The 24,886-nt window shown below is 67.7% G+C and carries 19 protein-coding genes, 1 tRNA gene and 1 pseudogene; 3 read left to right on the top strand and 18 right to left on the bottom strand.

Features of this window, described 5'->3' with window-relative positions:
* Positions 1-23: 23 nt before the first annotated feature.
* From tuf to ACIBLA_RS00170, 14 genes are all read right to left on the bottom strand, one after another.
* Positions 24-1,217, bottom strand: coding sequence for an elongation factor Tu (tuf, locus tag ACIBLA_RS00235; RefSeq protein ID WP_023539362.1), 1,194 nt, complete (start codon positions 1,215-1,217; stop codon positions 24-26).
* Positions 1,218-1,383: 166 nt separating this feature from the next.
* A complete protein-coding gene (fusA, locus tag ACIBLA_RS00230) occupies positions 1,384-3,513 on the bottom strand; it encodes an elongation factor G (RefSeq protein WP_363240245.1) in 2,130 nt (709 codons plus the stop codon).
* A 38-nt stretch (positions 3,514-3,551) separates the two neighbouring features.
* Positions 3,552-4,022, bottom strand: a complete 471-nt coding sequence (rpsG, locus tag ACIBLA_RS00225) for a 30S ribosomal protein S7 (protein WP_023539364.1) — start codon at positions 4,020-4,022, stop codon at positions 3,552-3,554.
* A gap of 3 nt (positions 4,023-4,025) precedes the next feature.
* A complete protein-coding gene (gene rpsL, locus ACIBLA_RS00220) occupies positions 4,026-4,397 on the bottom strand; it encodes a 30S ribosomal protein S12 (protein WP_003948652.1) in 372 nt (123 codons plus the stop codon).
* A gap of 354 nt (positions 4,398-4,751) precedes the next feature.
* Complete coding sequence (locus ACIBLA_RS00215; protein WP_363240246.1) at positions 4,752-8,657, bottom strand: DNA-directed RNA polymerase subunit beta'; 3,906 nt, start codon at positions 8,655-8,657, stop codon at positions 4,752-4,754.
* Between the two features lie 128 nt (positions 8,658-8,785).
* Complete coding sequence (gene rpoB, locus ACIBLA_RS00210; RefSeq protein WP_363240247.1) at positions 8,786-12,268, bottom strand: DNA-directed RNA polymerase subunit beta; 3,483 nt, start codon at positions 12,266-12,268, stop codon at positions 8,786-8,788.
* Positions 12,269-12,867: 599 nt separating this feature from the next.
* On the bottom strand, positions 12,868-13,254 hold the full coding sequence (gene rplL / locus ACIBLA_RS00205) for a 50S ribosomal protein L7/L12 (protein ID WP_363240248.1): 387 nt from the start codon (positions 13,252-13,254) through the stop codon (positions 12,868-12,870).
* An 85-nt stretch (positions 13,255-13,339) separates the two neighbouring features.
* Positions 13,340-13,897, bottom strand: a complete 558-nt coding sequence (gene rplJ / locus ACIBLA_RS00200; RefSeq protein WP_363240249.1) for a 50S ribosomal protein L10 — start codon at positions 13,895-13,897, stop codon at positions 13,340-13,342.
* 294 nt (positions 13,898-14,191) lie between these two features.
* Positions 14,192-15,151 carry a hypothetical protein gene (locus ACIBLA_RS00195; protein WP_399197383.1) on the bottom strand — a complete coding sequence of 320 codons (960 nt, stop codon included), beginning with the start codon at positions 15,149-15,151 and terminating at the stop codon, positions 14,192-14,194.
* Between the two features lie 142 nt (positions 15,152-15,293).
* Positions 15,294-16,016, bottom strand: coding sequence for a 50S ribosomal protein L1 (gene rplA / locus ACIBLA_RS00190; protein ID WP_363240251.1), 723 nt, complete (start codon positions 16,014-16,016; stop codon positions 15,294-15,296).
* 97 nt (positions 16,017-16,113) lie between these two features.
* Entirely contained in the window at positions 16,114-16,548 is a 435-nt protein-coding gene (gene rplK, locus ACIBLA_RS00185) for a 50S ribosomal protein L11 (protein ID WP_023539372.1), read from the bottom strand.
* A gap of 202 nt (positions 16,549-16,750) precedes the next feature.
* The gene (gene nusG, locus ACIBLA_RS00180) at positions 16,751-17,626 is read right to left on the bottom strand and encodes a transcription termination/antitermination protein NusG (protein ID WP_399197382.1); all 876 of its coding nucleotides are present in this window, start codon (positions 17,624-17,626) and stop codon (positions 16,751-16,753) included.
* 79 nt (positions 17,627-17,705) lie between these two features.
* A complete protein-coding gene (gene secE, locus ACIBLA_RS00175; protein ID WP_363240253.1) occupies positions 17,706-17,996 on the bottom strand; it encodes a preprotein translocase subunit SecE in 291 nt (96 codons plus the stop codon).
* A 108-nt stretch (positions 17,997-18,104) separates the two neighbouring features.
* Positions 18,105-18,177 (bottom strand) — tRNA-Trp (locus ACIBLA_RS00170).
* A 226-nt stretch (positions 18,178-18,403) separates the two neighbouring features.
* Here ACIBLA_RS00170 and ACIBLA_RS00165 point away from each other — a divergent pair.
* Entirely contained in the window at positions 18,404-19,630 is a 1,227-nt protein-coding gene (locus ACIBLA_RS00165; protein ID WP_363240254.1) for a pyridoxal phosphate-dependent aminotransferase, read from the top strand.
* A 141-nt stretch (positions 19,631-19,771) separates the two neighbouring features.
* Entirely contained in the window at positions 19,772-20,830 is a 1,059-nt protein-coding gene (locus tag ACIBLA_RS00160; protein WP_363240255.1) for an adenosine deaminase, read from the top strand.
* 17 nt (positions 20,831-20,847) lie between these two features.
* On the opposite strand, the gene ACIBLA_RS00155 is transcribed toward ACIBLA_RS00160, so the two are convergent.
* The gene (locus ACIBLA_RS00155; RefSeq protein WP_363240256.1) at positions 20,848-21,450 is read right to left on the bottom strand and encodes a helix-turn-helix domain-containing protein; all 603 of its coding nucleotides are present in this window, start codon (positions 21,448-21,450) and stop codon (positions 20,848-20,850) included.
* Between the two features lie 107 nt (positions 21,451-21,557).
* On the opposite strand from ACIBLA_RS00155, the gene ACIBLA_RS00150 reads away from it, so the two are divergent.
* Entirely contained in the window at positions 21,558-22,193 is a 636-nt protein-coding gene (locus ACIBLA_RS00150) for an NAD(P)H-binding protein (RefSeq protein ID WP_363240257.1), read from the top strand.
* 548 nt (positions 22,194-22,741) lie between these two features.
* Here the strand turns inward: ACIBLA_RS00150 and ACIBLA_RS00145 are convergent.
* From ACIBLA_RS00145 to ACIBLA_RS00135, 3 genes and pseudogenes are all read right to left on the bottom strand, one after another.
* On the bottom strand, positions 22,742-23,797 hold the full coding sequence (locus ACIBLA_RS00145) for a UDP-N-acetylmuramate dehydrogenase (protein ID WP_363240258.1): 1,056 nt from the start codon (positions 23,795-23,797) through the stop codon (positions 22,742-22,744).
* A gap of 68 nt (positions 23,798-23,865) precedes the next feature.
* Positions 23,866-24,369: pseudogene (locus ACIBLA_RS00140) on the bottom strand (MFS transporter); the annotation flags it as partial.
* 88 nt (positions 24,370-24,457) lie between these two features.
* Positions 24,458-24,886, bottom strand: coding sequence for a MaoC family dehydratase (locus ACIBLA_RS00135; RefSeq protein WP_363240259.1), 429 nt, complete (start codon positions 24,884-24,886; stop codon positions 24,458-24,460).

Below are 24,886 nucleotides of genomic sequence, written 5' to 3'. Positions count from 1 at the left end.
GTCAGATCAGACCTGATCGGCAATTACTTGCTGATCTTGGTGACCTGGCCGGCGCCCACGGTCCGGCCACCCTCACGGATGGCGAACTTCAGGCCCTCCTCCATGGCGACCGGCTGGATCAGCGAGACCGTCATGAGGGTGTTGTCACCCGGCATGACCATCTCGGTGCCCTCGGGGAGGGTCACGACGCCGGTCACGTCAGTCGTACGGAAGTAGAACTGCGGGCGGTAGTTGTTGAAGAAGGGGGTGTGACGACCACCCTCGTCCTTCGACAGGATGTAGGCCTGGGCCTCGAACTCGGTGTGCGGCGTGACCGAACCGGGCTTGATGATGACCTGGCCGCGCTCGACATCCTCGCGCTTGATGCCACGGAGGAGCAGACCGACGTTCTCACCGGCCTGGCCCTCGTCGAGCAGCTTGCGGAACATCTCGATGCCGGTGACCGTGGTGGTGGTCTTCTCGGTCTTGATACCGACGATGTCGACGGTCTCGTTGACCTTGAGCACACCACGCTCGATACGGCCGGTGACGACCGTGCCGCGGCCGGTGATCGTGAAGACGTCCTCGATGGGCATGAGGAACGGCTTCTCGACGTCACGCTCGGGCTGCGGGATCGACTCGTCGACGGCCTTCATCAGGTCGAGGACGGTCTGGCCCCACTCCTTGTCGCCCTCAAGGGCCTTGAGCGCCGAGACCTTGACGACCGGCAGGTCGTCGCCCGGGAACTCGTACTCGGAGAGGAGCTCACGGACCTCGAGCTCGACGAGCTCAAGGATCTCCTCGTCGTCCACCATGTCGGCCTTGTTCAGCGCGACGACGATGTACGGCACGCCGACCTGGCGGGCCAGGAGCACGTGCTCCTTGGTCTGCGGCATCGGGCCGTCGGTCGCGGCGACCACGAGGATGGCGCCGTCCATCTGCGCCGCACCCGTGATCATGTTCTTGATGTAGTCCGCGTGACCGGGGCAGTCGACGTGCGCGTAGTGACGCGACTCCGTCTGGTACTCGACGTGCGCGATGGAGATGGTGATACCGCGCTGGCGCTCCTCAGGAGCCTTGTCGATCTGGTCGAAGGCCGAGGCCTCGTTCAGGTCCGGGTACGCGTCATGCAGCACCTTGGTAATGGCGGCCGTGAGGGTCGTCTTACCGTGGTCGATGTGACCGATGGTGCCGATGTTGACGTGCGGCTTAGTCCGCTCGAACTTCGCCTTCGCCACTGGGGTCCTCCTGGAGTGGTTCTGTACGCCTTACTCATCGGCGCCAGGTGATCTTTGCTGGGATGCCGGGGCCCGGGGCACCGGTCACCCCGCACGGTTTCCCGTACGCGGTGTCCGGCGGCCCCAGGGCTTGCCGGTGACAAGCCTAAAGCGTGCTCGGGACGAGCTACTCGCCCTTGGCCTTCGCGATGATCTCCTCGGCGACGTTCCGGGGAACCTCGGCGTAGGAGTCGAACTGCATCGAGTAGCTTGCGCGACCCGACGTCTTGCTGCGGAGATCGCCGACGTAGCCGAACATCTCCGAGAGGGGCACGAGGCCCTTCACGACGCGAGCGCCGCTGCGCTCCTCCATGGCCTGGATCTGGCCACGGCGGGAGTTGAGGTCGCCGATGACATCGCCCATGTAGTCCTCGGGCGTGGTGACCTCGACGGCCATCATCGGCTCGAGAAGTACGGGAGACGCCCGGCGGGCACCGTCCTTGAACGCCTGCGAACCGGCGATCTTGAAGGCGAGTTCCGAGGAGTCGACCTCGTGGTAGCCACCGTCGAGAAGAGTGACGCGCACGCCCACCATCTCGTAGCCGGCCAGGATGCCGAACTGCATGGCCTCCTGCGCGCCCGCGTCCACCGAGGGGATGTACTCACGGGGGATACGGCCACCGGTCACCTTGTTCACGAACTCGTAGGTCGCGTCGCCGCCCTCGATGGGCTCCAACGCGATCTGCACCTTCGCGAACTGGCCGGTACCACCGGTCTGCTTCTTGTGCGTGTAGTCGATGCGCTCGACGGCCTTGCGGATCGTCTCACGGTAGGCGACCTGCGGCTTACCGACATTCGCCTCGACGCGGAACTCGCGCTTCATGCGGTCGACAAGCACCTCGAGGTGAAGCTCGCCCATACCACCGATGATGGTCTGGCCGGTCTCCTCGTCCGAGTGAACCTGGAAGGAGGGGTCCTCCTCCGCGAGTCGCTGGATGGCGACACCCAGACGCTCCTGGTCACCCTTGGACTTGGGCTCGATCGCGACCTGGATGACCGGCGCCGGGAAGTCCATGGACTCCAGGATCACCGGGTTCTTGTCGTCGCTCAGCGTCTCACCGGTGGTGGTCTGCTTCAGGCCCATGACGGCGACGATGTCGCCGGCGCCCACCGACTCGATCTCCTCACGCTTGTTCGCGTGCATACGGTAGATCTTGCCGATGCGCTCCTTCTTGCCCTTCACGGAGTTCAGCACCGCGGTGCCGGCCGTCAGGCGACCGGAGTAGATCCGGACGAAGGTGAGCTTACCCAGGTGCGGGTCGCTCGCGATCTTGAAGGCGAGGCCGGAGAACGGCTCGTCGTCGGAAGGCTTGCGCTTGATGACCTTCTCCGGGTCCTTGACGTCGTGGCCTTCGATGGCGTCGACGTCGAGGGGGGAAGGCAGGTAGCGGACGACCGCGTCGAGCAGGGGCTGAACGCCCTTGTTCTTGAACGCGGTTCCGCAGAAGACGGGCGTGACGGTGACGGAGTCGGCCGCACCCTTGGAGGCGAGCGTGATACGGCGGATCGCCGTGTGCAGCTGCTCCTCGGTGGGCTCCTGGCCCTCCAGGTACAGCTCCATCATCTCGTCGTCGTTCTCGGACACGACCTCAAGGAGCTTGCCGCGCCATTCGTCGGCGGCCTCGGTGTGCGTGTCCGGGATGTCGACGACGTCGTACATCTCGCCCTTGGTGGCCTCGGCGGACCAGACGAAGGCCTTCATCGACACGAGGTCGACGACGCCCTTGAAGTCCGCTTCTGCACCGATCGGAAGCTGCATGACGATCGGAACCGCGCCGAGGCGGTCCGAGATCATGTCGACGCAGCGGTGGAACTCCGCGCCGGTCCGGTCGAGCTTGTTGACGAAGCAGATACGCGGCACGCCGTAGCGGTCCGCCTGACGCCATACGGTCTCGGACTGCGGCTCGACGCCCGCCACGCCGTCGAACACCGTGACAGCGCCGTCGAGGACGCGGAGCGAACGCTCCACCTCGACGGTGAAGTCGACGTGACCCGGTGTGTCGATGATGTTGATCGTGTGATCGACATCGTTGAGCGGCCAGTGACAGGTCGTCGCGGCAGACGTGATCGTGATGCCGCGCTCCTGCTCCTGCTCCATCCAGTCCATCGTGGCAGCGCCGTCGTGGACCTCACCGATCTTGTAGCTCACACCGGTGTAGAACAGGATCCGCTCGGTGGTGGTCGTCTTGCCCGCGTCGATGTGGGCCATGATCCCGATATTGCGGACCTTGGCCAGGTCAAGCGAAGTGGTGGCCATGAGGCTCAATCTTCTCTCGGTCTCGATGTGGGCGCCGGCTACCAGCGGTAGTGCGCGAAGGCCTTGTTGGACTCGGCCATCTTGTGCGTGTCCTCACGCTTCTTGACCGAAGCGCCGAGGCCGTTGGAGGCGTCGAGCAGTTCGTTCATGAGGCGCTCGGTCATGGTCTTCTCGCGACGGGCGCGGGAGTAACCGACCAGCCAGCGCAGCGCGAGGGTGGATGCGCGACCGGGCTTGACCTCGATCGGCACCTGGTAGGTGGCGCCGCCGACGCGGCGGGACTTGACCTCAAGAGACGGCTTGACGTTCTCAAGCGCGCGCTTCAGCGTGATGACCGGGTCGTTGCCGGTCTTCTCGCGGAGGCCTTCCATGGCGCCGTACACGATCCGCTCGGCGGTGGAACGCTTGCCGTTGAGCAGAAGCTTGTTGATCAGCGACGTGACAAGAGGAGAACCGTAGACCGGGTCGATGATGACCGGGCGCTTCGGGGCAGGGCCCTTACGAGGCATTGTTTACTTCTCCTTCTTGGCGCCGTAGCGGCTGCGGGCCTGCTTGCGGTTCTTGACACCCTGGGTGTCCAGGGAACCGCGGATGATCTTGTAGCGAACACCCGGCAGGTCCTTCACACGGCCACCACGCACGAGCACGATGGAGTGCTCCTGCAGGTTGTGTCCCTCACCCGGAATGTAAGCCGTGACCTCGATACCGGAGGTCAGCCGCACACGCGCGACCTTCCGCAGGGCGGAGTTGGGCTTCTTCGGGGTGGTCGTGAACACACGCGTGCAGACGCCGCGGCGCTGAGGGGAACCCTCAAGGGCGGGCGTCTTGTTCTTCTCGACCTTGTCCTGCCGGCCCTTCCGGACCAGCTGCTGGATCGTAGGCACTACTTCTCCGGTTTCTGTGTGCCGTCGGTAAAACTAACCTGGAACATTCACCGACCCACGCGGTCGGGTGTGTCGAATACTGCAAGATCCCGCTGGAGGCGAGGAAAGCGCAGATCGCGGTGGCCTTTGTCCGAACTCACCATGCGGTTGAGGACACGCACAGGAGCCCAGGCACACCCCAGGCACAAGGTCTGAGCGTACCTACCTCATGGACTCCGGTCAAAACAAATGCCCCGCACCCGCTGTCGGCCCCCTCACACTCCCGGCCGACACCCGGTTCGCGGACGCCGAAAGGCGGTCACCCCGTACGAAACGGGGTGACCGCCCTTCGGTTCGCTACCTACTGATCGCTGCTTACTGGTTGTACGGACCGTAGTCGTAGTCCTCCAGCGGAACGGCCTGGCCGGAGCCCGTGCCGAACGGGGAGTAGTCGATGTCGTCGTAGCCCACCGCCGAGTACATCGCGGCCTTGGCCTCCTCGGTGGGCTCCACCCGGATGTTGCGGTAGCGGGAGAGACCCGTGCCCGCCGGGATGAGCTTTCCGATGATGACGTTCTCCTTGAGACCGATCAGGGAGTCCGACTTGGCGTTGATCGCCGCGTCGGTCAGGACCCTGGTCGTCTCCTGGAAGGACGCCGCCGACAGCCACGACTCCGTGGCCAGCGAGGCCTTGGTGATACCCATCAGCTGCGGACGGCCGGAGGCCGGGTGGCCGCCTTCCGTGACCACGCGACGGTTCTCGGTCTCGAACTTCGAGCGCTCGACGAGCTCGCCCGGCAGCAGTTCCGCGTCGCCGGACTCGATGATCGTCACGCGGCGCAGCATCTGCCGGATGATGATCTCGATGTGCTTGTCGTGGATCGACACGCCCTGCGAGTTGTAGACCTTCTGGACCTCGCCGACCAGGTGGACCTGGACCGCGCGCTGACCGAGGATGCGCAGCACGTCGTGCGGGTTGGTGGCACCCACGGTGAGCTTCTGGCCCACCTCGACGCGGTCACCGTCGCCGACCAGCAGACGGGCGCGCTTGGAGATCGGGAACGGCGTCTCCTCGCTTCCGTCGTCCGGGGTGACGACGAGCTTCTTCGTCTTCTCGGTCTCCTCGATGCGGACGGAGCCCGCAGCCTCGGAGATCGGCGCGACACCCTTGGGCGTACGGGCCTCGAAGAGCTCGACGACACGCGGCAGACCCTGCGTGATGTCGTCGCCCGCCACACCACCGGTGTGGAAGGTACGCATCGTCAGCTGGGTGCCGGGCTCACCGATGGACTGGGCGGCGATGATGCCGACCGCCTCACCGATGTCGACCAGCTTGCCGGTGGCCAGCGAACGGCCGTAGCAGAAGGCACAGGTGCCGACCGCGGACTCACAGGTCAGGACCGAGCGGGTCTTGACCTCCTCCACGCCGGCCGCCACGACCGCGTCGATCAGGACATCGCCCAGGTCGACGTTGGCCGGCGCGATGACCTTGCCGTCCACGACGACGTCCTCGGCGAGCATCCGCGCGTACACGGACGTCTCGACGTCCTCCGCCTTGCGCAGGACACCGTCGGCGCCGCGCTCGGCGATCCGCAGCTTGAGGCCGCGGTCGGTGCCGCAGTCCTCCTCGCGGATGATGACGTCCTGCGAGACGTCCACCAGACGACGGGTCAGGTAACCCGAGTCGGCGGTACGCAGGGCGGTGTCGGCCAGACCCTTACGGGCACCGTGCGTGGAGATGAAGTACTCCAGCACGGACAGGCCTTCACGGAAGGACGCCTTGATGGGACGGGGAATCGTCTCGTTCTTGGCGTTGGACACCAGACCACGCATACCGGCGATCTGACGCATCTGCATCATGTTTCCACGAGCGCCCGAATTCACCATCATGAAGATGGGGTTGGTCTTCGGGAAGTTCGCGTTCATCGCCTCGGCGACCTCGTTGGTCGCCTTGGTCCAGATCGCGATGAGCTCCTGGGTGCGCTCGTCCTTGGTGATCAGACCGCGCTCGTACTGCTTCTGGACCTTCTCGTCCTGCGCCTCGTAACCCTGGACGATCGCCTTCTTCGCCTCGGGCACGACGACATCGGAGATGGCGACGGTGACGCCGGAGCGGGTCGCCCAGAAGAAGCCGGCCGCCTTCAGGTTGTCGAGCGTCGCCGCCACGATGACCTTGGGGTAGCGCTCGGCGAGGTCGTTGACGATCTCGGAGAGCTGCTTCTTGCCGACCGAGTAGTCGACGAACGGGTAGTCCTCGGGCAGCAGTTCGTTGAAGAGCGCGCGGCCCAGGGTCGTACGCAGCCGGAACGGGTCGCCCTGCTGCCACTCGGCGTTGGTCTCGCCGTCCTCGCCGACCGGCGGGGTCCAGCCGCGCGGCGGGATGGTGCCCACCGGGAAGCGGATGTCGACCTTCGCCTGGAGCGAGAGCTCGCGGTTGTCGAACGCCATCGTGGCCTCGGCGCTGGAGCCGAAGGACCGGCCCTCGCCGATGACTTCGCGCTCCTCCTCGTCCGTGGTGAGGAAGAAGAGGCCGAGCACCATGTCCTGGGTGGGCATGGTGACGGGACGGCCGTCGGCCGGCTTGAGGATGTTGTTCGAGGACAGCATCAGGATGCGGGCCTCGGCCTGCGCCTCCGCGGAGAGCGGCAGGTGGACGGCCATCTGGTCACCGTCGAAGTCCGCGTTGAACGCGGTGCAGACGAGCGGGTGGATCTGGATGGCCTTGCCCTCGACCAGCTGCGGCTCGAACGCCTGGATGCCGAGGCGGTGCAGGGTCGGAGCACGGTTCAGCAGCACCGGGTGCTCGGCGATGACCTCTTCGAGGACGTCGTACACGACGGTGCGGCCACGCTCGACCATGCGCTTGGCCGACTTGATGTTCTGCGCGTGGTTCAGGTCCACCAGGCGCTTCATCACGAACGGCTTGAACAGCTCCAGCGCCATGGCCTTCGGCAGACCGCACTGGTGCAGCTTGAGCTGCGGTCCGACGACGATCACGGAACGGGCCGAGTAGTCGACTCGCTTGCCGAGGAGGTTCTGACGGAAGCGGCCCTGCTTGCCCTTGAGCATGTCGGACAGCGACTTCAGCGGACGGTTGCCGGGGCCCGTGACCGGGCGACCGCGGCGGCCGTTGTCGAAGAGCGCGTCGACGGCCTCCTGAAGCATGCGCTTCTCGTTGTTCACGATGATCTCGGGGGCACCGAGGTCAAGGAGACGCTTGAGGCGGTTGTTGCGGTTGATCACGCGGCGGTACAGGTCGTTCAGGTCGGAGGTCGCGAAGCGGCCACCGTCCAGCTGCACCATCGGACGCAGGTCCGGCGGGATCACCGGCACACAGTCCAGCACCATGCCCTTGGGGCTGTTGCTGGTCTGCAGGAACGCGGAGACGACCTTGAGGCGCTTGAGCGCGCGGGTCTTCTTCTGGCCCTTGCCGGTACGGATGATCTCGCGCAGCCGCTCGGCCTCTTCGTTCAGGTCGAAGGACTCCAGGCGCTTCTGGAGCGCCGCGGCGCCCATCGAGCCGTCGAAGTACGTGCCGAAGCGGTCACGCAGCTCGCGGTAGAGCAGCTCGTCGCCCTCCAGGTCCTGGACCTTGAGGTTCTTGAAGCGGCTCCACACCTCGTCGAGACGGTCGATCTCGCGCTGCGCACGGTCGCGCAGCTGCTTCATCTCACGCTCGGCACCTTCGCGCACCTTGCGGCGCACGTCGGCCTTGGCGCCCTCGGCCTCCAGCTCGGCCAGGTCGGTCTCAAGCTTCTTGGCGCGGGCTTCGAGGTCGGAGTCGCGACGGTTCTCGACCTGCTGGCGCTCGACGGAGACATGCGCCTCCAGCGAGGGCAGGTCGCGCGTACGGCGCTCCTCGTCCACGAACGTGATCATGTACGCGGCGAAGTAGATGACCTTCTCAAGGTCCTTCGGCGCGAGGTCGAGCAGGTACCCCAGCCGGGACGGAACGCCCTTGAAGTACCAGATGTGGGTGACGGGAGCGGCAAGCTCGATGTGGCCCATCCGCTCACGGCGCACCTTGGCGCGCGTGACTTCGACGCCACAGCGCTCACAGATGATGCCCTTGAAGCGGACACGCTTGTACTTGCCGCAGTAGCACTCCCAGTCCCGTGTCGGACCGAAGATCTTCTCGCAGAAGAGTCCGTCCTTCTCGGGCTTGAGCGTGCGGTAGTTGATGGTCTCCGGCTTCTTCACTTCGCCGTGGGACCAGGTCCGGATGTCGTCCGCGGTGGCGAGGCCGATCCGCAGCTCGTCGAAGAAGTTGACGTCGAGCACTTGTCGTCAATCCCTCTTTCGGGGTCGAGTCTCAATTGATGGTCTGAGGGGGTCCCCCCACGCCCCCAGGGCGTAGGGGGAGGGTCCTGGGAGAGCCGGCCGGATACGTGATCCGGCCGGCGAACCCGTCAGACCTCTTCGACGCTGCTCGGCTCTCGCCGGGACAGGTCGATACCGAGCTCCTCCGCCGCGCGGAAGACGTCCTCGTCCGTGTCGCGCATCTCGATGGACATACCGTCCGAGGACAGCACCTCCACGTTGAGACAGAGCGACTGCATTTCCTTGATGAGCACCTTGAAGGACTCGGGAATGCCGGGCTCGGGGATGTTCTCGCCCTTGACGATGGCCTCGTAGACCTTCACGCGGCCGGTCACGTCGTCGGACTTGATGGTCAGCAGCTCCTGGAGGGCGTAGGCGGCGCCGTATGCCTCCAGCGCCCACACCTCCATCTCACCGAAGCGCTGACCGCCGAACTGGGCCTTACCACCCAGCGGCTGCTGGGTGATCATCGAGTACGGACCGGTCGAGCGGGCGTGGAGCTTGTCGTCGACCAGGTGGTGGAGCTTGAGGATGTACATGTAGCCGACGGAGATCGGCTCGGGGAACGGCTCACCGGAGCGGCCGTCGAACAGGTGCGCCTTGCCGGAGGCCTTGACCATCCGCTCGCCGTCGCGGTTCGGGATCGTGGACTCGAAGAGTCCGGAGATCTCGTCCTCGCGGGCGCCGTCGAAGACGGGTGTCGCGACGTTGGTACCGGCGGCGACCTCGTCGGCGCCGATGCTCTTCAGCCGCTCCATCCACTCCTCGCTGCCCTCGACCTTCCAGCCCTGGCTGGCGAGCCAGCCGAGGTGGATCTCAAGGACCTGTCCCGGATTCATCCGGGACGGGACGCCGAGCGGGTTCAGGATGATGTCGACCGGGGTGCCGTCCTCAAGGAACGGCATGTCCTCGATCGGCAGGATCTTGGAGATGACGCCCTTGTTGCCGTGCCGGCCGGCGAGCTTGTCACCGTCGGTGATCTTGCGCTTCTGGGCGACGTAGACGCGGACCAGCTGGTTCACGCCCGGAGGCAGCTCGTCGCCCTCCTCGCGGTCGAAGACGCGGACACCGATGATCTTGCCGGTCTCGCCGTGCGGCACCTTCAGCGAGGTGTCGCGGACCTCACGGGCCTTCTCACCGAAGATCGCGCGGAGCAGGCGCTCCTCCGGCGTCAGCTCGGTCTCACCCTTGGGCGTGACCTTGCCGACGAGGATGTCCCCGGCCGTGACCTCGGCACCGATACGGATGATGCCGCGCTCGTCGAGGTCCGCGAGGACCTCTTCGGAGACGTTCGGGATGTCCCGGGTGATCTCCTCCGGGCCGAGCTTGGTGTCACGGGCGTCGACCTCGTGCTCCTCGATGTGGATCGAGGAGAGGACGTCGTCCTGGACCAGCCGCTGGCTGAGGATGATCGCGTCTTCGTAGTTGTGGCCCTCCCAGGGCATGAACGCCACGAGGAGGTTCTTGCCGAGCGCCATCTCGCCACGCTCGGTGGCAGGACCGTCGGCGAGCACCTGGTTCTCGACGACCCGGTCACCCTCGGAGACGATGACCTTCTGGTTGACGGACGTGCCCTGGTTGGAGCGGGAGAACTTGGCGATGCGGTACGTGGTGTACGTGCCGTCGTCGTTGGCGATGGTGATGTAGTCCGCGGAGACCTCCTGGACCACACCCTCCTTCTCCGCCTTGATGACGTCACCGGCGTCGACCGCGCAGCGGTACTCCATGCCGGTGCCGACGAGCGGCGCCTCGGAGGTGATCAGCGGCACGGCCTGGCGCATCATGTTCGCGCCCATGAGGGCACGGTTGGCGTCGTCGTGCTCCAGGAACGGGATCATCGCGGTCGCGACCGACACCATCTGGCGCGGCGAGACGTCCATGTAGTCGACGTCGTCACCGGGGATGTAGTCGACCTCGCCGCCACGGCGGCGGACGAGGACGCGCGGCTCGGTGAACCGCATCTCCTCGGACAGCGTCGCGTTGGCCTGCGCGATGACGAAGCGGTCTTCCTCATCGGCGGTGAGGTAGTCGACCTCGTCGGTGACGACACCGCCGACGACCTTGCGGTACGGGGTCTCGACGAAGCCGAACGCGTTGACCCGGCCGTACGAGGCGAGCGAGCCGATCAGACCGATGTTCGGGCCTTCGGGGGTCTCGATCGGGCACATGCGGCCGTAGTGCGAGGGGTGCACGTCACGGACCTCGAAGCCGGCCCGCTCACGGGAGAGACCACCGGGGCCGAGCGCGTTGAGCCGGCGCTTGTGGGTCAGACCCGACAGCGGGTTGTTCTGGTCCATGAACTGCGACAGCTGGCTGGTGCCGAAGAACTCCTTGATGGAGGCGACGACCGGCCGGATGTTGATCAGGGTCTGCGGCGTGATCGCCTCGACGTCCTGGGTCGTCATGCGCTCACGTACGACGCGCTCCATCCTCGCCAGACCCGTACGGACCTGGTTCTGGATGAGCTCGCCGACGTTGCGCAGACGGCGGTTGCCGAAGTGGTCGATGTCGTCGGTCTCGACCAGGATCTGGGTGCCGCTCTCGCCGACCGTCTCGGTCTCACCGGCGTGCAGCTTCACCAGGTACTTGATCGTGGCGATGATGTCGTCGGTGGTGAGCACACCGGCGTCCAGCGGCTCCGCGGCGCCGAGCTTCTTGTTCACCTTGTAGCGGCCGACCTTCGCGAGGTCGTAGCGCTTGGGGTTGAAGTAGAGGTTCTCGAGCAGCGTCTGGGCCGCCTCGCGCGTCGGGGGCTCGCCCGGCCGCAGCTTGCGGTAGATGTCGAGCAGCGCGTCGTCCTGGCCCTGGGTGTGGTCCTTCTCCAGAGTGGCGCGCATCGACTCGTACTCGCCGAACTCCTCCAGGATCTGCTCGGTCGTCCAGCCGAGAGCCTTGAGCAGAACGGTGACGGACTGCTTGCGCTTGCGGTCGATACGGACACCGACCATGTCGCGCTTGTCGATCTCCATCTCCAGCCAGGCACCCCGGGACGGGATGATCTTGGAGGAGAAGATGTCCTTGTCGGACGTCTTGTCGATCGACGAGTCGAAGTAGACACCCGGCGAGCGGACCAGCTGGGTCACCACGACACGCTCGGTGCCGTTGATGACGAAGGTGCCCTTGTCCGTCATGAGCGGGAAGTCGCCCATGAAGACCGTCTGGGACTTGATCTCGCCGGTCTCGTTGTTGGTGAACTCGGCGGTGACGAAGAGCGGGGCCGCGTACGTGAAGTCGCGCTCCTTGCACTCGTCGATCGAGTTCTTGGGCGGCTCGAAACGGTGGTCGCGGAACGTCAGCGACATCGACCCGGAGAAGTCCTCGATCGGAGAGATCTCCTCGAAGATCTCCTCCAGACCCGACTTCCTGGGGACGTCCTGGCCGCTCTCTAGAGCTGCCTCGACACGCGCCTTCCATACGGCATTGCCGAGCAGCCAGTCGAAGCTCTCGGTCTGCAGCGCGAGGAGGTTCGGAACCTCAAGGGGCTCCTTGATCTTTGCAAAGGAGATGCGCAGCGGGGCGGTGCTGGCGCCGTTGTTCGTATTCGTGGTCGAGGCGTTGCGCGAGGCGGCCAAGAGGGGGTCCTTCCGAGGGCTCGGACTCACTACGCGCGTACCGGTCCCGAGCTGGACACACCGGATGACAGGCCAGGAAAGGCCAGGTCAGTCGGCGATGTCATGCATGGGGGTGCCCCTGGTGACGGGCAGGGAGCAGCTAACAGGCAGCGCAAAGGGTCAGTGTAGCCACTTGGCACACTGATGTCCAGGCCGGGTTCTGCGAGACCCTCGTTGTTCTCAACACCTTGTCTCAACTGCGTTCAGACCCACGCCGTAGGCGCACATCGATCCTGCCCTCTTCGCCGCCGATCCATGCCTCGGATTCGGATCGATATGGCGACGCGTCCCTGAGAATTGCGCGCTGCGTGCGGTTCGTCAAGGCCCCCCGCCCCGTACGGATCGTCACCGGTCGTACGGAAGGCACGGCGATGATCACCATACTCGCCGCCGGCCGAAGAGCAAGGAACCGCTCGTACAACGGAGCAGGGCGGTCACCCGTACGGGGGACCGCCCTGCTCGTCAACGCTGTGCGCCTCGTCGGCGCGGGTCGCTTTCACACCGGCTCACGGGCGGCCGTTACGGCTCCGGGAGACAGGTTTCAGCGGGGTCCTACAAGGTCACTTGACCTCGACGGAGGCGCCGGCGCCCTTGAGGGACTCGGCAGCCTTCTCGGCGGCCTCCTTGGCGACCTTCTCGAGGACGGGCTTCGGGGCGCCGTCCACGAGGTCCTTGGCCTCCTTGAGGCCCAGCGAGGTCAGCTCACGCACGACCTTGATGACCTGGATCTTCTTCTCGCCGGCACCCGTGAGGATGACGTCGAACTCGTCCTGCTCGGCCTCGGCCTCGACAGCGGCACCGGCGGCACCGCCGGCGGCGGCGACGGCGACCGGGGCGGCGGCCTTGACGTCGAACTTGGCCTCGAACGCCTTGACGAAGTCAGACAGCTCGATGAGGGTCAGGGTCTCGAACTGCTCAAGCAGCTCGTCCTGGGACAGCTTCGCCATGATGGCGTCCTTCCACTAATTCGGCAGGTGCCGGATGTTTATGTGACGGCGGGCGTACGGGGGCCCGCTGCGACGCGGCGCCGAACTACTCGGCGTCGGCCTCGGCGGGAGCCGGCGTACCGGCACCGCCCTGCTCGACCTTGGCGCGAAGGGCGTCCGCGGTGCGGACGAACTCCGACAGCGGGGCCTGGAACGTCGCCGCGGCCTTGGCCATCGACGCCTTGATCCCACCGGCCACCTTGGCGAGCAGCACCTCGCGGGACTCGAGGTCCGCGAGCTTCTTGAACTCGTCGGCGCTGAGCGCCTTGCCATCAAGGACACCGCCCTTGATGACGAGATTCGGGTTGTCCTTGGCGAAGTCACGAAGACCCTTCGCCGACTCCACCGGGTCACCGGTGACGAAGGCAACCGCCGTCGGACCCGCGAACAGGTCGTCCAGCGTGTTGATCCCGGCCTCGTTGGCCGCGATCTTGGTCAGCGTGTTCTTCACCACGGCGTACTGGGCGTTCGCACCGAGGGAACGGCGCAGCTCCTTGAGCTGCGCCACGGTGAGACCCCGGTACTCGGTCAGCACTGCGGCGCTCGAACTGCGGAACTGCTCCGTCAGCTCGGCCACCGCGGCAGCCTTGTCGGGCCTTGCCATGAGCGTCGGCCTCCTTCCGGGTGATGAGGACCGCTCAGAAGGGGCTGAACAATGCGAAACGCCCCGGCGCAGGCGCACGGGGCGTAGCTCAACCGGGACGAACCCGGGAACTCTCCTCGATCACCTACGCGGGTCGTCCGCTTTCAGCGGATCCTTCGGCCGCCTCACCCTCTTGCGAGAGCGCGACGACGACCAGCGGTCTTTGGCTTCGTGTGAAGAGTACGTGACCGGGTTGTCCGCAGGCAAATCCGGTCGCCGGGGCCGTAAACCCGCCCCGGCGACGGAATGTGTGGATCAGATCCCGGAGCCGTCCGCCCCCGCGCCGGACTCGTCACCGAGGCCGCCCAGCATCTCGAACAGGTCGACGGTGTCAGCGGCCGGCGGCGCCTGGACGGAGGCCTTGGCCCCGTAGTCGCTGTAGTTCGCGCTGATCTTCACCTCGCCCTGCGGGGAGTCCATCCCGACCTTCATCTGCACCGGGTAGTCGTCCTCGTTGACCCAGACCTCGGTGTCGTACCCCTCGATGCCGGACTTCTCGATGTTGGCGAGGAGGTCCTTGCGCTCCTTCTCGCTGAGCACCTTGAGCCCCTCGTTCGACTCCATCATCTCGGCGACCGTGAGCGTGCCCTTGTAGTGCTGGGTCTCGACCCCGTCGATCTTCTCGGAGCCGACATGCTTCACGTTCGGCGAGTCGAGCAGCAGCGCGAGCTGCTGGGCCGGGTCCTGGTTCATGTTCTCCATGCCGCCGGTCAGCTCCTTGGCGACCGCCGGGTCCCCCGAGGCCTCCGCCGCCGCGGCCAGGTCCAGCTTTATCCAGCGCTTGCCGTCCATGTCCTTGGCCGCCTCGGCGCCCATGTCCATGTACATCGCGTTCTTGACCCACACCATCCGGATCTCGTCCGGGGCCTCGGGCTCGGACTGCATCATCGAACCGGACACGGTCATGTCCATCACCGTGGGGTCCCACCCCATGACACCGGACAGCTCCATGTCGCCGCCGCCCGCGCCACCCGTCATGCCCTGCGGCATCGACATCGTCATCGTGACCTTGGCGGACTTCGCCTCCGCCGTCTTCTCGTACGCGGCCGTCAGTACCTCCGTCACCGCGGAACGCGACTGCGGCGCGTCCTTCGCCGACGAACTCCCGGCCTTCTCCTTCGTGTCCGAGTCACCGCCCTGACAGCCCGCGACGCCTGCCACCAGCGCCACGGCCGTCAGCGAAACGCCAACACGCCCCCATGCCGACATGGTCATTCCCCACCCCTTTTTCCGATGTTCCTTGTTGCACGGTAACGCACGGAAGTGACAGCCGGCGCAAGCAAAAACCGGTCCTGGCACCTCAACAGAGGTGCCGGGACCGGCTCTTGACACGCGATGACGCGACTGCCGTCCAGGGTCAGACGGAGGCCGGGTCCTCCTCGACGAGGAGGTTACGAGTGCGGTTGGCGTCCAGCGGAATGCCGGGGCCCATCGTCGTCGCCAGGGTCGCCTTCTTGATGTAACGGCCCTTCGCGGCGGACGGCTTGAGACGGAGGATCTCCTCCAGCGCCGCGGCGTAGTTCTCGACCAGCTTCGTCTCGTCGAAGGAGACCTTGCCGATGATGAAGTGCAGGTTCGAGTGCTTGTCGACGCGGAACTCGATCTTGCCGCCCTTGATGTCGTTCACGGCCTTCGTGACATCGGGGGTGACAGTGCCGGTCTTCGGGTTCGGCATCAGACCACGCGGGCCGAGGACGCGGCCGAGGCGGCCGACCTTGCCCATGAGGTCCGGGGTGGCGACGACGGCGTCGAAGTCGAGACGGCCCTTCTGGACCTCTTCGATCAGCTCGTCGGAGCCGACGATGTCGGCGCCCGCGGCGCGCGCTGCCTCGGCACGGTCACCGGTCGCGAAGACCAGGACCCGGGCGGTCTTGCCGGTGCCGTGCGGGAGGTTCACGGTGCCACGGACCATCTGGTCCGCCTTGCGCGGGTCGACGCCCAGACGCATGGCGACCTCGACGGTGCCGTCGAACTTGGTGGTGTTGGTGTCCTTGGCGAGACGGACGGCCTCAAGCGGAGGGTAGATACGCTCCGCGTCGATCTTCGCGTCCGCGCTGCGGAGTGCCTTGCTGCGCTTCACTTCTGCTCCTGGTGATTCATTCAGGTGTGGAGTTCGTGGTGCGGGCCGCGCATGGCCCTGCCACTTGGCGCGCCCGAGCGGGCACGCCGGTCGGGACTCAGCCCTCGACCGTGATGCCCATGGAACGGGCGGTGCCGGCGATGATCTTCTCGGCGGCGTCCAGGTCGTTGGCGTTCAGGTCGGGCATCTTGGTCGTCGCGATGTCACGCACCTGGTCGCGGGTGAGCTTGGCGACCTTCTTGACGTGCGGCTCGCCGGATCCCTTGTCCACACCAGCGGCCTTGAGGATCAGCTTCGCGGCCGGCGGAGTCTTGGTGATGAAGGTGAAGGAGCGGTCCTCGTAGACCGTGATCTCCACCGGCACGACCATGCCACGCTGCGACTCGGTCGCGGCGTTGTAGGCCTTGCAGAACTCCATGATGTTGACGCCGTGCTGGCCCAGCGCGGGGCCGACCGGCGGTGCCGGGTTGGCCGCGCCGGCCGAGATCTGGAGCTTGATGAGCCCCGTGACCTTCTTCTTCTTGGGAGGCATGTGCTCTCTCCGGGTCCTAGTGAGAGTGTTCCGGCCCAGTCATCCGGTCATCCGGATGCGGGCATACCGCGCAACGATAACGGGTACAGCTGCACGGCCAAAAACCGAGCAGGTCAGACCCTCTCCCGCGAGCGGGCGGCAGCCCCCTGCGAAAGCCTGTCTGACCTGGACGGAAGTGGCTTGCGAGCGCGCGAGCCGCGCGTCAGTTCTTCTGGATCTGGTCGAAGCTCAGCTCGACCGGGGTCTCGCGGCCGAAGATCTCGACGAGGCCCTTGACCTTCTTCGAGTCGGCGTTGATCTCGTTGATCGTCGCCTGGAGCGTCGCGAACGGGCCGTCGGTGACGGTGACCGAGTCGCCGACCTCGAAGTCCAGCACCTGGACCTCGACCTTGCGGGACGGCACCGGCTTGCCCTCGGCCTCGGCCGCCTCGCGCGCGGCCTTCTCCTCGGCCTCGGGGGCGAGCATCTTGACGATCTCGTCCAGCGTCAGCGGGTACGGGTCGTAGGCGTTGCCGACGAAGCCGGTGACGCCCGGTGTGTTCCGTACGACGCCCCAGGACTCGTTGGTCAGGTCCATCCGCACCAGGACGTAGCCCGGCAGCTTGTTCTGGCGGACGTTCTTGCGCTCGCCGTTCTTGATCTGGACGATCTCTTCCTCGGGCACCTCGGCCGAGTAGATGAAGTCCTCGACGTTGAGCGAGACGGCGCGCTGTTCCAGGTTGGCCTTCACGCGCTTCTCGTAGCCCGCGTACGTGTGGATCACGTACCACTCGCCGGGCAGCCCGCGCAGCTCCTCGCGGAGCGCGGCGACCGGGTCGGCCGCGGCGGCGGGCTCCTCGACGAGATCGATGTCGTCGCCGTCGGCCGCGGCCTCGGCGGTGTCATCGGCGTCGGCGTCGGCGTCGCCGGACTCCGCGTCCTCGACGTGCAGCGCCGACTCCTCGGCCGGCTCGCCGGCCTCGGCGTCAGCGGCTTCGGCCTGGTCTGGCTCGACAGCGTCCGCCGCCTCGACGATGTCGGTCTCGTCCTTGCGGGACTCGACCGCCTCGTTGGCGTCGTTCAGGTTCGGGTCAGACACTTGGCTGCTTCTTCCTGGCTTCACGATGGGTGGAACATGCGGAAAGGGGCGCCGGTGGGCGCCCTCCGCCTCCGCGGCTCTAGCCGAAGACGTACTTGACTACTCTCTGGAAGCCGTAGTCCATCACGGTCACCAGACCGATCATGACGACGACGAAGACGATCACGACAGTCGTGTAGGTCGTCAGCTGGTTGCGAGTCGGCCAGACGACCTTGCGCAGCTCCGCGACGATCTGTCGGTAGAAGAGCGCGAGACGGCCCAGCGGGCCCTTCTTGCCGCGCTTGCCACCCTTGCGGGTCTTCTTGCCCGACTCTGCTGTCTCTTCATCGTCAGCATCAGGCTTGTCGATGGAGCCCACGGCGTCCGTCACGCTCTCTCACCTGATTCCGGGTCGTGGCCGTGCCGCGCCCGGTGGAGCCGCACGGCAGTTCTTTTGAAGTACGTACATGCGCACACATCCTGGCGAAGGAGTGTGTAGCAGGGCCGGAGGGACTTGAACCCCCAACCGCTGGTTTTGGAGACCAGTGCTCTACCAATTGAGCTACGACCCTTTGCTTTTTCCCCAACCTACCGCATCCGACCGGATGCACGGTGTGTGCGGATCGGCGACGGCGGCTGAGGGCCAACGACCAGTGAGTGTACGTGCTCGGGGGCCTTGCGTCGAACAGGTAACACCGGACCGGCCCTTGTCGGAACCTGTCCACTCTCTGTCGGCGGGCTGTCCAGTCGGCGAAACCCCTGTGCCCGGGTCTCGGCGGTTCTGGGACCATGGCCCGCATGAGCGCTGCAATTCCTCCGACCGAGCGCCGGGTCTCCGCCCGAGTCGGCGCAATCTCCGAGTCCGCCACCCTCGCCGTCGACGCCAAGGCCAAGGCCCTCAAGGCCGCCGGCCGGCCGGTGATCGGCTTCGGCGCCGGTGAGCCCGACTTCCCGACCCCCGGCTACATCGTCGAGGCCGCGAGTGAGGCCTGCCACAACCCGAAGTACCACCGCTACACCCCGGCCGGCGGGCTTCCCGAGCTGAAGGCCGCCATCGTCGCGAAGACGCTGCGTGACTCCGGCTACGAGATCGACCCCGCCCAGGTCCTGGTGACCAACGGCGGCAAGCAGGCGATCTACGAGGCGTTCGCCGCGATCCTCGATCCGGGCGACGAGGTCATCGTCCCGGCGCCGTACTGGACGACGTACCCCGAGTCGATCCGGCTGGCCGGCGGTGTCCCGGTGGAGGTCGTGGCCGACGAGACCACGGGCTACCGGGTCTCCGTCGAGCAGTTGGAGGCGGCGCGCACGGAGCGTACGAAGGTCGTGCTCTTCGTCTCGCCCTCCAACCCGACGGGCGCCGTCTACAGCCGCGCGGACACCGAGGCCATCGGCCGCTGGGCCGTGGAGCACGGCCTGTGGGTCATGACGGACGAGATCTACGAGCACCTCGTGTACGGGGACGCCGAGTTCACCTCGCTGCCCGCGGCCGTGCCGGAGCTGCGCGACAAGTGCGTCGTGGTCAACGGCGTCGCGAAGACGTACGCGATGACCGGCTGGCGGGTGGGCTGGGTCGTCGGCCCCAAGGACGTGGTGAAGGCCGCGACGAACCTCCAGTCGCACGCGACGTCGAACGTGGCCAACGTGTCGCAGGCCGCCGCGCTCGCCGCCCTGACCGGCAGCCTCGACGCGGTGGACGAGATGCGGACCGCCTTCGACCGGCGCCGGAACACCATCGTCCGGATGCTCAACGAGATCGACGGCGTGGTCTGCCCGGAGCCGGAGGGTGCCTTCTATGTGTACCCGTCGGTGAAGGCCCTGCTCGGCAAGGAGATCCGGGGCAAGCGCCCGGAGTCCTCGGTCGACCTGGCCGGCCTGATCCTCGAAGAGGCCGAGGTGGCGGTTGTGCCGGGTGAGGCCTTCGGTACGCCGGGGTATCTGCGGCTGTCGTACGCGCTGGGCGACGAGGACCTGGCCGAGGGTGTGGCGCGGCTGCAGAAGCTGCTGGCGGAGGCGCGCGACTGAGCCGCGGCTGAGACGCGGCTGATCGTCGTCGACGAGATACGGGTTCCCGGCGCCGTCCGGGGACCCGTTCTTTCGTTCGGGGAACGACCCGATGGTGGAAAGGGACTCCCGGAGTCCGCCTGTGTACGGCAAGATCCATGGATGGAGAACGTTTCCGGCCCCCCGCGCCTCCCGCGTGACGACCGAGCCACCCGCGACATCCGTCTGCTGCCCAAGGCCCATCTGCATCTGCACTTCACCGGCTCGATGCGGCCCACGACCCTGCTGGAGCTGGCCGACAAGTACGGCGTCCATCTCCCCGACGCGCTCACCGGCGGTGAGCCGCCCCAGTTGCGGGCGACCGACGAGCGGGGCTGGTTCCGCTTCCAGCGGCTCTACGACATCGCCCGGTCGTGTCTGCGCTCCCCCGAGGACATCCAGCGGCTGGTCCGCGAGGCCGCCGAGGAGGACGTCCGGGACGGCTCGCAGTGGCTTGAGATCCAGGTCGACCCCACCTCGTACGCCCCGCTGCTCGGCGGGCTGATCCCGGCGCTGGAGATCATCCTGGACGCCGTGGACTCGGCGTCCAGGGACACCGGGCTCGGGATGCGCGTCGTGGTCGCGGCGAACCGCATGAAGCACCCGCTGGACGCCCGCACGCTGGCGCGGCTCGCCGTGCGGTACGCGGACCGGGGCGTCGTCGGCTTCGGCCTGTCGAACGACGAACGCCGGGGCATGGCACGGGACTTCGACCGGGCCTTCGCCATCGCGAGGGAGGGCGGGCTGCTCGCGGCGCCGCACGGCGGGGAGTTGAGCGGGCCCTCGTCGGTACGTGACTGCCTGGACGATCTGCGCGCGACGCGGGTCGGGCACGGCGTACGGGCGGCCGAGGACCCGCGGCTGCTGCGCAAGCTGGCCGAGCGCGGCGTGACGTGTGAGGTGTGCCCGGCGTCGAACGTGGCGCTGGGCGTCTACGAGAAGCCCGCCGACGTACCTCTGCGGACGCTGTTCGACGCCGGGGTGCCGATGGCGCTGGGCGCCGACGACCCGCTGCTCTTCGGCTCGCGGCTGGCCGCGCAGTACGAACTCGGACGCAAGCACCACGGGTTCACGGACGTGGAGCTGGCCGAGTTGGCGCGTCAGTCGGTACGGGGGTCGGCGGCGCCGGCCGGGACGCGGGACAAGCTGCTGGCCGGGATCGACGGGTGGCTGGAGGACTGAAGGCGTCGGGGTCTATGTCAGGGGTTGAGGCCGGAGAGGGCCGTACGCACCAGTGCCGGGGCGAACTCGTCGAGCGGGGTGACCTGTTCGCCGTCCGGGAAGGCCTTCAGGAAGGCCCGCTGGAGGCACGCGCCGAGCAGGAGCGAGGCCACGGCGTCGACGTCGGCATCGGCCCGTACGCGGCCGGCCTCGCGTTCGGCACGCAGATAGTCGGCCAGCGAGCGCAGCGGCCGGTGCGGGCCCGCTCCGAGGGCGTGGACGCCCTCGGCGTGCCGTCGTAGCAGCGCCGGTTCGGCGAAGAGCGAGGCGCCGATCGGGAAGGTCGCCTCGTAGAAGAGGGCCGCCTGGCGGACGACCTCGGTGAGATTGTCCTCGACGCTCTGTCCGGCGCGCGCGTCGAAGGGTCCTTCCGCGAGTTCGGAGAGGAGCGGGCCGAGGCGGGGCAGCCGTTCCTCCAGTACGCGCAGGAAGAGTTCCTCCTTGCCGGAGAAGTACTTGTAGAGGGCGGCCTCCGAGCAGCCGGCGGCGCGGGCGATCTCCTTGGTGGTGGCGCGTGCCAGCCCGATGCTGCCCATGAGCTGGGCGGCGGCGTCCAGGATGCGGGCCCGCGCGGGCTTCATGTCTCTGCGCTCCGATCGCCATGACGTGGCTTGACGTGAGGTGAATGAGTACTCACCATAGAGGTGAGTGAATACTCACCCACCATAGTACGGAAGAGGCGAGAACGATGAAGCTCACCGTGTTCGGGGCGACCGGGGGCGTCGGCCGGGAGATCGTGCGGCAGGGCCTGGCGGCGGGCCACCAGGTCACCGCGGTGGTACGCGACCCGGCGCGGCTGGAGGTCACCGGGGACCGCCTTGAGGTGTTCACCGCGACCGCGTTCGACGACCCGGAGACGCTGCGGCCGGCCGTGGCGGGCCGGGACGCGGTGCTGTCGGGCGTCGGCCCGCGCGGGCGCAAGGACGCGGGTGTCGCCGCGCCGGTGACCCGCTCGATCCTGCGGGCGATGGACGCGGAGGGGGTGCGCCGGCTGGTGGTGGTGAGCGCGGCCCCGGTCGGCGAGGTGCCGCCGGACGAACCGCTGCTGGGGAGGGTGGCCATGGGCGTGATCAAGGTCGTGCTCAAGCCGGTCTACACCGACCTGGCCCGCATGGAGGAGGAACTGACCAGGAGCGGCGCGGACTGGACCTCCGCCCGGCCTCCGCAGCTTGTGGACAAGCCGCTGACGGGCGTCTACCGCACGGTGGTGGGCGCGAACCCCCGCGCCGCCACCAAGATCGGCCGCCCGGACCTGGCCCACGCGATGCTGACGATGCTCGACGACCCGGCGACGGTGAGGCAGCCGGTGGGGGTGGCGTACTAGGCCGAGCCACCGCCTGTCGAAGCCTGCCCGGCCGGCGACAGCCCGGCGCGTTGTCGTCGACCGCCTGCTGCTGGCGGACCGCGCCGCCGTGCGGGCACCCCGGCCGCCGTGCGGGCGGGCCGCGCCGCTGCGCGGGCACGCGAAGTCCCGCCCGGCTCACGACGGTTGGGGGCACTGCCTTGCCCCACTGCGGCCAGGCGGGGGCAGCCCCCGGCGCATAGCCGTCGACCGCCTGCGGCAGGCGCCCGGCCGCCCGGCAGAGACACCGGCCGCTTTGCGGACGGGCGTCGCCACAGGCTCGCCACGCTTGGGGCTCAACCCCGGCGCGCAGTCGTTGGCCGCCCACGGCAGGCGGAGACGTTGCCGCTTCACCCGAACACGCGAAGCCCCTTCCGGCCCGCCACGCATGGGGCACAGCAACGCGGTGCTGCTGCCGCCCGCCCCGCGGACGGGCCGCGCCGTGGCGCGGGCACGGCCAGTGGCCCGGCCTCGTCGGCAGGGCCGAAGCCGTGCGTTCAGGTAGCGGGCCGGCAGGCTCCCGGCGGCGGTCAGAGGTTGACGCCCACCGTCACCGGTTCGTTCACCAAGGTGATCCCGAACGCCTCGTGCACCCCGGCGACGACCTCCCGCGCCAGCGCGAGCAGGTCCTCCGTGGTGGCGGTGCCGCGGTTGGTCAGGGCGAGCGTGTGCTTCGTGGAGATGCGGGCCGGGCCCGTGCCGTAACCCTTCGTGAAGCCCGCGCGGTCGATCAGCCACGCCGCCGACGTCTTCGTGCGGCCCTCCCCCGCCGGGAACGCGGGTGGCGTGACGTCCGGCCCCAGTCGCTCCGTCGCGCGGGCGAGGAACGCCGCGTACTGCGCGTCGTCCAGGATCGGGTTGGTGAAGAAGGAGCCGGCCGACCAGGTGTCGTGGTCCGCCGGGTCGAGCACCATGCCCTTGCCCGCGCGCAGTTCGAGTACCGCCCGGCGGGCGGTGGCCGCCGGGACCCGGTCGCCGGGTTCGACGCCGAGCGCGCGGGCCGTCTCGGCGTACTTGAGCGGCGCAGAGAGCCCGCCCGCGTCCTCCAGCGCGAACCGGACACGCAGGACGACGTAACGCTCGGGATGCTGCTTGAAGCGGCTGTGGCGGTACGAGAACCGGCAGTCGGCGTTGGCGAGGGTCAGTGTCTCGCCGGTGGCGCGGTCGTAGGCGACGACCTCGGTGATCGTGCTGGACACCTCCTGGCCGTACGCGCCCACGTTCTGGATCGGCGTGGCGCCGGCCGAGCCGGGGATCCCGGCCAGGCACTCGATGCCCGCCAGGCCCGCCTCGACGGTGCGGGCGACGGCGTCGGTCCAGGTCTCGCCGGCGGCCAGTTCCAGCGCCGTACCCGCGAGGTCGAAGCCGCGCGTCGCGATCCGCAGGGCGGTGCCGTCGAAGCCCTTGTCGCCGATGACCAGATTGCTGCCGCCGCCGATGATCAGGAGCGGCGTGCCCGCGTCGTCCGCCTCGCGCACGGCCGCGACGACCTCGGCGTCGGTGGTCGCGGTGACCAGCCGGGTGGCGGGGCCACCGAGGCGGAAGGTGGTCAGAGGGGCGAGGGGGGCGTCGTGGAGTTCCTGCACGGGGCAAGACTACGGTCCGGTCCTGGGATGATGAGTCCTCGGGCCGGACCGCGTCGCACCAGGGGCCGTCAGACGGCCGCCGTCTCGCGCTCCTTCTCCACCGCCGACTCCTGTACGACGAGCGTGGCCTTCCGCCCCGCCCGCCGCCCCGGCATCGCCAGGCCCGCCAGTGCCGCGAGCCCCACCGCGCCGGAGCCGATCCACAGGGCCGGGACCGTGCCGTCGACGAAGATCTGCGGGCTCTCGTAACCGCCCCGCGCGGAGAACACCGCCCCGAGGATCGCGACACCGAGCGCTCCGCCGACCTCCCGGAGCGCGTTGTTCGCGCCGGACGCGATCCCCTGCTCGGCGGGTCGGACGCTGGACATGACCAGGCTGGCGGCCGGGGCGAAGTACAGGGCCATACCGAGCCCGCTGACGACGAGGGCGGGCAGCTGCGCCGCGTACGACACGCCGGGCTCGATGACCATCGCGAACAGAGCGAGCCCCACGGCCTGGAGCGCGAGGCCCGCCGTGACGACGGGCCGGCCGCCGATACGGTCGGAGAGGATCCCGGCGAGCGGCGCGACGATATTGGTCAATAACTAACTCGTCAAGCCCTGGAGGCGCGCCGGACGATCCCGTGTACGGGGCCGTCCGGCGCGCCAGGGAATCAGCGACTCAGGCCAGCTGGACGACGGCGCGGGACATCCCCAGCACCTTCTTGCCCTCGCTGGTCGCCGTCAGGTCCACGCGCACCCGGTTGTCGTCGAGCTTGTCTGCCACCTTGGCCGCCACCTCGATGACCGCGCCCGTACCGTCGTTGGGCACCACGACGGGCCTGGTGAAGCGGACACCGTACTCCACGACGGCACCCGGATCGCCCACCCAGTCGGTCACCACCCGGATCGCCTCCGCCATGGTGAACATGCCGTGCGCGATGACGTCGGGCAGCCCGACCTCCAGGGCGAACTTCTCGTTCCAGTGGATCGGGTTGAAGTCCCCGGACGCACCCGCGTACCGCACCAGGGTGTCGCGCGTCACCGGGAAGATCCCGGCCGGCAGCTCCGTACCGACCTCGACGTCCTCGTACGCGATCTGCGTGGCCAT

The organism is Streptomyces sp. NPDC050433 (assembly GCF_044458565.1).
Lineage (GTDB): Bacteria > Actinomycetota > Actinomycetes > Streptomycetales > Streptomycetaceae > Streptomyces.
This window is presented reverse-complemented; position numbering and strand designations above follow the sequence as displayed.